The sequence below is a fragment of the Frankia sp. CcCS3 genome (assembly GCF_977927575.1).
In genome coordinates this window covers 1-8,096 of sequence record NZ_CDWRCL010000186.1, presented here as the reverse complement: position 1 = coordinate 8,096, position 8,096 = coordinate 1, and the positions used below count along the sequence as shown (strand labels likewise).

Genomic DNA, 8,096 nt, shown 5'->3' with positions numbered 1-8,096 from the left:
GTCCTCTTTTACCGACACCAAGGAGCGGGAGAAGCGGGTGAAATTTGTCACCTACTTCACCGCGGCCCCTCCGTCACGGCCGGAGTCCGGGGCCGGCTCGGGTCCGACGCGTGGTCCGGCGTCCTGGGAGGCGCGGGAGCGAACCGGTACCTTCGCACACGTGGAGATCAGCGAACTATCGGTTCCGGACGCCTGGGTGTTCACCCCACGTCAGCACTCCGACAGCCGCGGGACCTTCCTGGAGTGGTTCCGCTCGGACGCTCTCGCCGAGGCGGTGGGACATCCGCTCACCCTGTCGCAGGCCAACCACAGCGTGAGCCGGGCCGGCACGCTGCGCGGGGTGCACTACGCGCAGGTCCCCCCCAGTCAGGCGAAGTACGTGACGTGCGTGCACGGCCGGGTGCTGGACTGCGTCGTCGACATCAGGGTCGGCTCACCGACCTACGGGACGTTCGCGGCGGTCGTCCTCGACGACGTCGACCGGCGGGGCCTGTATGTCGCGGAGGGTCTCGGGCACGCCTTCATGGCGCTCACCGACGACGCCGCGATCTCCTACCTGTGCTCGACCCCGTACACCCCCGGGCGCGAGTACGGGGTCCACCCACTCGACCCCGATCTCGCGCTGCCCTGGCCCGACGATCTCGTACCGTTGCTGTCCGACAAGGACACCGCGGCGCCGTCACTCAAAGAGGCGGAGGCGGCTGGCCTGCTGCCCGACTATCGCGCCTGCCGGGCCCTGTACGCCGAACTCCGCTCGGCGAGCGCCGCCGGGGACATCCGGTGATCCGGGTGGCCGGCCCCGGAGACGTCAAGGTCGTCCACCACCTGGTCACCGAACTCGCCGCGTACGAGAAGGAGCCGGCCGCCGTCGCCATGACGCCCGCCGATCTCGACACGGCCCTGTTCGGACCGGTGCCGGCCGCCCACTGCCTGGTGGCCACCGCAGACCACCCTACCGGCGACTCCACCCCACCACAGGTCGTCACCCCACCACAGGTCGTCGGCTTCGCGCTCTGGCACCCGACCTTCTCCACCTGGACCGGCCAGACCGGGATGTACCTCGTTGATCTGTTCGTCCGGCCGGGCCACCGCCGCCGTGGTCACGGGCAGGCCCTGCTCACCACTCTCGCGGCGATCTGCGCCGACCGCGGCTACCGGCGCATGGAATGGGCGGTACTGGACTGGAACGCCCCGGCGCAGGCGTTCTACCGCTCCCTCGGCGCGGGGCCGATCGAGGGCTGGACGACCTGGCGCCTGGGCGCCGGCGCCATCACCGCACTGGCCGGCGTCGGTGCCGGCAGCGATGCGGCCGGCATCGCTGCGGCCGGCACCGCCAGAGCCGGCACTACCTGAGCCGCACCGCCAGAGCCGGCGACGGCCAGACAGGCCGGATGCAGCAGCTTACGATCACCCGACCTGCGGTACCCATCGGCGGCTGGGTACGGTGGAGTCGGTGGCCGCCGCCCGGCCGCCGACGGAGCGGAAACCATCCGCCCATGCGGGACATCATGGTCGGGAGCGGAATACTCGACCCGTCGACGGGTGGGAGAGGAGCCGCCGAGAATATCATCATCTGATCGACCTTGGTCGGCAGGACACCCGCGAGGCGCCGTCCTCGCACGACGCAGGCTCTTTGGGGGTAGGAACGTGGATCCGACGCCTTCGACCGGCGGCGCGGAGAGCTCCGACACCATCGACAGCCAAACCGCCCACTCAGGCGGCCTACGCGACGTGGTTGCGCTCACCCTGCCCGCCGCGAGCGCCTACCTCACCGTCCTGCGCACGGCGACGGCCTCGCTGGCGGCCCGCCTCGACTTCACTCTCGACGACATCGAGGATCTCCGGATCGCCGTGGACGAGGCGTGCGCCCTGCTGCTCGTCTCGGCCGTGCCGGGTTCCTCGCTGGACTGCACGTTCACCCTCTCGCCGGGGGTAATGCACGTCTTGGTGACGGTCGAGAGCCTGGACGGCGAGCAGCCCTCCGAGGACACCTTTGCCTGGACCGTGCTCAAGGCGCTGGCGGGCGACGTGCAGACCTCGACGGGCCCGGGGTCGCGGGTGAGCATTGCCCTGCAGAAGCGCAGGGGCGTGCGCGCCAGCCTCGGTGAGCCTCCGGCCGGCCACGTCCGGGGGTCGGGTGCGTCCAGAGAGACTCCATTGGGCGACACGGTAGGTACGTCGTGACGCCGACCGGGAGAACTCCGACCCCACCGCGCACGGTACCTGATCACGACGTATCCGGTCGCGACGCATCTGATCATGACCCGGTGTCCACCGTAGACCCGGTAGCGGCGTTGAGTCAACGGGGATCCGTGCTCGACGACCACCCGGGGATCGACAGCGATCTCGGCCCCGAGGTGACGACCCAGGCACTACCGAACCCGGCGGTGGACGGTACGGCGATCGACGGGGAGAGCGATCGGCCCGACCGCGCGCATTCGCCCGACCGGGCCTTGGCCCGCACGCTGTTCGTCCGCCTCGCCGAGCTACCCGAGGACGATCCCGAACGCTCCGCCGTCCGCGATCAGCTCGTCCGGATGCACCTGCCGCTGGTGGAGTACCTCGCCCGCCGTTTTCGCAACCGGGGCGAGCCGCTCGACGACCTCATCCAGGTGGCCACCATCGGATTGATCAAATCGGTGGACCGATTCGATCCGGAACGTGGGGTGGAGTTCTCGACCTACGCCACCCCGACCATTGTCGGTGAGATCAAGCGGCACTTCCGGGACAAAGGCTGGGCCATCCGGGTCCCCCGCCGCCTTCAGGAGCTCAAACTCTCCCTGACGAAGGCGACCTCCGAGCTCTCCCAGACGCTGGGCCGCTCCCCCACGGTGAGTGAGATCGCCCGGCATCTGCAGATGAGCGAAGAGGACGTCCTCGAGGGGCTGGAGTCGGCGAACGCCTACTCGGCGGTCTCCCTCGACGCGCCGGACTCCGGCGACGACGAGGCACCCGCCGTCGCGGACACCCTCGGCGTCCAGGACGAGTCCCTGGAGGGCGTCGAGTACCGCGAGTCCCTCAAGCCGCTGTTGGAGAAGCTCCCGCCGCGGGAGAAGCGCATCCTGCTGCTGCGGTTCTTCGGCAACATGACCCAGTCCCAGATCGCGACCGAGCTCGGCATCTCCCAGATGCATGTGTCCCGGCTCCTGGCTCGGACGCTGGCCCAACTGCGGCGCGGCCTGCTCGAGGACGGCTGAGCGGACCCGTCACCCGGTCCCGCCGCCGCGCCGAGGCGGGACCGCCGGCCCGAGCCCACCGGCCAGCAGCAACGCGACGACGATGACAAGGGGCACGACGAGCAGCGGGATGCCGTAGCCGTAGCGGCCGGACTGCACCAGCCCCCACGCCACCGGCAGGCACAGGATCTGCACGACCAGGGTGGGCGAGCGGAAGGATGCGCCGTTGCGCAGCACGCCTCCCGCGAGGACCGCCACACCGAGCCCGCCGACGATGGCGAGCACCCCACCGCTCTCGGCACGACCCACGTCGTCGATGTCCGGCCCGAAGCCGCGCAGCACCTGCAGGATTCCGAGGGCCAGCAGGGTCAGCGCCTCGATGGCGAGCAGGACGGACGCCACCCGAGTGGGCACGGACGCCGCGCGAGCAGCCTGCCGCAGTGTGCCGAAGCGGCCGGCCGCCGGCTGATCGGGATGACTCGTGGATCCCATATCCCCGACACTACGTTTCCGGGGCCGTCGGCGTTCCCGGGGCCGTCGGCCAGTGCCCCCGGGGACCCTCCGGACGGTGTCCGCCGGATTCCAACGGTGTGAGAGTTTTCCCAGCCGGCGACCCGGATGACCAGGCGGACTACGGTGGAGGCATGCGAGGGCTGTTGGTCGTCAACCCCGTCGCCACTGCTACGACCGAACGTGTTCGTGACGTCCTCGCCAGCGCGCTCGCCGCGGACCTCGCCCTGGAGACTGTGGTCACCAAGGGGCGGGCGCACGGGGTGGAGCTGGGGGCCAGAGCGGTCGAACTCGGCGTCGACGTGGTGATTGCGCTCGGTGGGGACGGTACCGTCAACGAGATCATCAACGGACTGCTCCAGAACGGTCCGGTACCGGGCGGCCCAGCGTTCGCCGTGGTCCCGGGTGGCAGCACCAACGTCTTCGCCCGCGCGCTAGGCTACTCTGCGTCACCGGTGGAGGCGACCGGCGAGCTGCTGCGCGCGCTCCGCGAGGGCCGCACCCGGCGGATCAGCCTCGGCCAGGCTCAGTACGGCGACGAACGGCGCTGGTTCACGTTCTGTTTCGGCATCGGTCTGGATGCCCAGGTCGTCGCGCGGGTCGAGGAGAAGCGTGGCGAGGGCAGGCGCAACACCGCCGGCCTGTTCCTGCGGACCGCGGCGGGTCAGATCCTCCACGGCACCGACCGCCGCGGTTCGCCCATCACCCTGACGACCACCGACGCCGGCTCGGCCCTCGACCCCGGGAGCACCGGCCCAGCGGGCGGGCGGGCCGAGGAGCACATCGCCTTCTGCATCGTCTGCAACACCCACCCGTGGACCTACCTCAACTCCCGTCCCGTCCTCGCCTGCCCGGACGCGTCCTTCGACACCGGTCTGGACCTCCTCGCGCTGCGGCGGGTGCGGTTGCCCAGCGTGCTGTGGGCCGCCTCGCGGATACTCACCGATGGCGAGGGTCCGCGCGGTCGCAACGTGGTGCGCCGCCACGACACGTCGTCGATTCGCTTCTCCACGGACACACCCCTGCCGGTGCAGATGGACGGCGAGTATCTCGGGATGTTCTCCGAGGTGCTGCTGACCCACCATCCGCACGCGCTGCGCGTCGTCGCCTGACGGCTGCCCGCCCGGGAGAATGTCCGCTCAGGCGTCGAGCGCCGTGGTGGGGGTCCCGTCCGGCCGGGACAGTGCCTGGCGGATCTCCACGGGGTCGTCGCAGATCGCCCCGGTGACGCCCGCGTCGCGGATCCGCCGGGCGTCCTCGACGCTGGTCACCGTCCAGGTGATCAACCGGACGCCGGCCTCGCGTGCCCGTCCAGCCGCGTCGGAGGTGCCGAGCACCGCGCTGGTGTGCACATGCAGTTCGGTGTGGCCCGCCGACCGTGCGTAGGCGAGGCCGCCGCTCACCGACATCCGGGGCATGGTGAGGAACGCCGTCGTGACCGCGAGGCCGGCGTCACGCACCGCCTCGATGGCGAACCAGTCGAACGACGACACCGTGATGCCGCCGGCACCGGCGTCGAGGTCGGCGGCGTCCGGCCGGCGGCCGGCCCATCCCCGGGCCCGCAGCGTCTCGGCGAGCCGGCGCGCGGTCTGCTCCCGGGGTGCGTCGAAGTCCGGCTGCCCGGGCTGGTTCTTGATCTCACAGATGAGCCGACCGCGACGATCCCACACGTCAAGGATCTCATCGAGCAGGGGAATGCCCCGGGCCCGCAGCGCCGCCGTGGTCCGCCGGACCACCGCCCGGCCGGCGGGGCGGGACAGCCGCGCGTCGTGCACGCAGACCAGGTCGCCGTCCGCGCTGCGCCGCACGTCGACCTCGACACCGTCGGCGCCCACCCGCAACGCGGCATCCACCGCCTCGACCGTGTTCTCCGGGCCGGGAACCCTGCTGCCACGATGACCGAGAACCTCCATGCTCCAACCCTGCCAGCTCCGGCGGCGCGAGCGGGTCAGATCGGGCCGGGATGACGGCGCACACCGGCGCCGGAGCAGCCCTCAGACAGCCCTCAGACAGCCCTCGGGCAGCCCCCGGACAGCACAGAACGGATCCATGACCGACTGGCCTGACATCGGCGGCTTGATCGCCGAGGATCCGGGCCGCCCACCGGCCGCACCGGTGACGATCGGTGCGACGGAGTGTGACATCCCCTGGCAATCGGGGCTCCCGTGACACTTCGGCCAGCTAAGGAGACGGCCGCCCCCCGTGGTCCGCCTGTGTCCCTGCCGGACAAGTGCAGGCCAGCCAGGCTGTGAAGAGGCTTGCAGGTTCTTGCGCCGTTGCCTGTTCGGGTGGGAGGGTGGCGAATGTCCGAGGTGGATGCACGTGCACCCGGGCTCACCGACACCCGGCAACCCGCTCTACGGCCCGCCGCCGAGGCCGAGCAGACATCCTGCTCAATTTATTTTCACCTCGGCACAACCGTAGCGGCTCACAAAGCGTCTCATGTGCAGTGTGGCCCGAGACGAGAGAGGGAGTTGTACGCATGGACTGGCGCCACAGAGCGCTCTGCCGTGACGAGGATCCCGAGCTCTTCTTCCCGATCGGTACAACCGGTCCGGCGGAACGCCAGGTCGAAGAGGCAAAGGCCGTTTGCGCGCGGTGCGCAGTCACGAGTGACTGCCTCAACTGGGCACTGGACACCGGGCAGGACTCCGGTGTCTGGGGCGGGATGAGCGAGGACGAACGCCGGGCGCTTAAGCGCCAGGTCCGACTCCGGGTTCGAACCGCCTGACCGCAAGACCGTCCCCGCCGGCGGGCCGACAGCGCCCGAGGAACCGGCACCACGTCCCGGGTCCGAACAACAACACCCGCTCGCGGCAGGCCCTGCCCGCCGGAACCGGCACCGGCGGACCACAGTGGTCGCCGCATGAGGTCATGCCACAACCCGTACCGCAGCACGGGGGTAGCTGGCAGCAGCATCGGCCGTTCTGTCCGCGCGCCCGCCGCAGCAATGCGGCGCGACGCGGACGGGGCGGCCGTAATGTTTTCCGCCCCCGACCGCGCCTCCCGGCGATCGGGCCCGCTCAGGCGAGCCACCGCCCGGGACGCTCCCGACCCGGGCCCCCACGAGCACGCCACATCGGCACGACGGCCATGGACGAGGGACACATCTTGGGGGATACCCCCTCCCGGGCACCCTAAACACTCAACTTTCAGAAAGTGGGATCGACAGGAGCGCCTCCGTCCCGCACTCTGGACCGGCTTGGAGCCGGATGGTGCCGTGCATCTCGCCCAGCACCAGCTGGCGGACGATCTGCAACCCCAGCCTTGGCGAGTGCTCGAGCTGGAAGTCCTCGGGCAGCCCGGCACCGTCGTCGGCCACGACGACATCAAGCCGGTCTGCCAGGCGGCTGACCCGGATCTCGATGGAACCCGCCGAACCGTCGAACGCATGTTCTACAGCATTCTGTAGAAGTTCGGAAAGCACAAGAGCCAACGGGGTGGCGAGTTCGCCGGGAAGCCGCCCGAACGACCCGGTCCGGCGGGTGTTCGCCCGAGCCCCGGTGGAGGCCAGATCCACCGTGACCGAGGTGATCTGGTCGGCGATCTCGTCGAACGGCACGCTCTCCCCCAGACTCTGGGACAGCGTCTCGTGCACGACCGCGATCGAGGTGACCCGGCGCACCGACTCCCGCAGCGCCGAGCGCGCCTCGTCGGCCTTCGTCCGCCGCATCTGCAACCGCAGCAGGGCGGCTACGGTCTGTAGATTGTTCTTGACTCTGTGATGAATCTCATGGATCGTCGCGTCCTTACTCAGCAGCAGCGCCTCGCGGCGACGCAGCTCGGAGACGTCCCGGACGAGTACCAGCACCTCCCGGGTCGCCCCGGGAAAGAGCGGGATCGCCCGCAAGAGCACCACCGTGCTCCCGACCGCGGCTTCCACCTCCACCGGCCGACGCCGGCCGAGCGCGTGCCAGACCGCCGGGGTCGCGGCGGACAGGTTCAGCGCCCGGTGCACGGAGCGGAGGTCCTCGCCCGTGACATTGCCGGTGTAGCCGAGCCGGCGGTACGCCGAGAGCGCGTTCGGGCTCGCGAAGATCACCTTTCCGGCGCCGTCGAGCCGCATCATGCCGTCGCCCACCCGGGGGGACTCGGGAAGCTCCGCCGAGCTGCCGCGGAACGGAAAGGCGCCCTCGGCGATCATCAGGGCCAGGTTGTTGGCACCCTGCAGATAAGCCGACTCCAGCGCGCTCGGCGTCCGGGTGGTCGCGAGGTTGGTGTCCCGGGCGAGGACGGCGATCACCTCGTCACCCCGCCGGACCGGGATCGCCTCGGTCCGCACCGGGACCCCGCCGTCCCACTCGGGCTCGCCCTCCCGCGCGATCCGGTGTTCCCGCCAGGCGTTCTGGACCACCCAGCGATTGATCACGACGCTGCCGACCTCGTCGTTGTGGTACGCGGTCGGACCGG

At 70.6% G+C, this 8,096-nt stretch carries 9 protein-coding genes; 6 read left to right on the top strand and 3 right to left on the bottom strand.

Annotation, left to right across the window (positions count from 1 at the left end; all coding sequences use genetic code 11):
• The first annotated feature begins 160 nt into the window (after positions 1–160).
• The 4 genes from AC08OQ_RS15040 to AC08OQ_RS15025 all read left to right on the top strand — a co-directional run bounded on the left by AC08OQ_RS15040 (position 161) and on the right by AC08OQ_RS15025 (position 3,197).
• Positions 161–784, top strand: coding sequence for a dTDP-4-dehydrorhamnose 3,5-epimerase family protein (locus tag AC08OQ_RS15040; protein WP_476601571.1), 624 nt, complete (start codon positions 161–163; stop codon positions 782–784).
• Entirely contained in the window at positions 781–1,353 is a 573-nt protein-coding gene (locus tag AC08OQ_RS15035) for an N-acetyltransferase family protein (protein ID WP_476601569.1), read from the top strand. Before AC08OQ_RS15040 ends, AC08OQ_RS15035 begins: the two co-directional genes overlap by 4 nt.
• 294 nt (positions 1,354–1,647) lie before the next feature.
• A complete protein-coding gene (locus AC08OQ_RS15030) occupies positions 1,648–2,184 on the top strand; it encodes an ATP-binding protein (RefSeq protein WP_476591624.1) in 537 nt (178 codons plus the stop codon).
• Positions 2,181–3,197: an RNA polymerase sigma factor SigF gene (locus AC08OQ_RS15025; RefSeq protein WP_462186225.1), complete on the top strand. Its 1,017-nt coding sequence runs from the start codon at positions 2,181–2,183 to the stop codon at positions 3,195–3,197. The genes AC08OQ_RS15030 and AC08OQ_RS15025 overlap by 4 nt, the downstream gene beginning before the upstream one ends.
• 9 nt (positions 3,198–3,206) lie before the next feature.
• Here AC08OQ_RS15025 and AC08OQ_RS15020 read toward each other — a convergent pair whose 3' ends face one another.
• Positions 3,207–3,668, bottom strand: coding sequence for a hypothetical protein (locus AC08OQ_RS15020; protein ID WP_462186224.1), 462 nt, complete (start codon positions 3,666–3,668; stop codon positions 3,207–3,209).
• A gap of 152 nt (positions 3,669–3,820) precedes the next feature.
• On the opposite strand from AC08OQ_RS15020, the gene AC08OQ_RS15015 reads away from it, so the two are divergent.
• Entirely contained in the window at positions 3,821–4,798 is a 978-nt protein-coding gene (locus AC08OQ_RS15015; RefSeq protein WP_476601570.1) for a diacylglycerol/lipid kinase family protein, read from the top strand.
• A gap of 27 nt (positions 4,799–4,825) precedes the next feature.
• On the opposite strand, the gene AC08OQ_RS15010 is transcribed toward AC08OQ_RS15015, so the two are convergent.
• Positions 4,826–5,599, bottom strand: coding sequence for a glycerophosphodiester phosphodiesterase (locus AC08OQ_RS15010; protein ID WP_462186222.1), 774 nt, complete (start codon positions 5,597–5,599; stop codon positions 4,826–4,828).
• A gap of 569 nt (positions 5,600–6,168) precedes the next feature.
• Between AC08OQ_RS15010 and AC08OQ_RS15005 the strand changes: the two genes are divergently transcribed.
• Complete coding sequence (locus tag AC08OQ_RS15005; RefSeq protein ID WP_011438134.1) at positions 6,169–6,417, top strand: WhiB family transcriptional regulator; 249 nt, start codon at positions 6,169–6,171, stop codon at positions 6,415–6,417.
• A gap of 414 nt (positions 6,418–6,831) precedes the next feature.
• On the opposite strand, the gene AC08OQ_RS15000 is transcribed toward AC08OQ_RS15005, so the two are convergent.
• The coding region (locus AC08OQ_RS15000; RefSeq protein WP_476612130.1) for a sensor histidine kinase at positions 6,832–8,096 on the bottom strand (1,265 nt) is incomplete at its 5' end.

Coding starts and splice junctions, on each gene's coding strand:
- AC08OQ_RS15020 (WP_462186224.1), bottom strand. CDS start 3,668: ATGGGATCCACGAGTCATCCCGATCAGCCGGCGGCCGGCCGCTTCGGC.
- AC08OQ_RS15015 (WP_476601570.1), top strand. CDS start 3,821: ATGCGAGGGCTGTTGGTCGTCAACCCCGTCGCCACTGCTACGACCGAA.
- AC08OQ_RS15010 (WP_462186222.1), bottom strand. CDS start 5,599: ATGGAGGTTCTCGGTCATCGTGGCAGCAGGGTTCCCGGCCCGGAGAAC.
- AC08OQ_RS15005 (WP_011438134.1), top strand. CDS start 6,169: ATGGACTGGCGCCACAGAGCGCTCTGCCGTGACGAGGATCCCGAGCTC.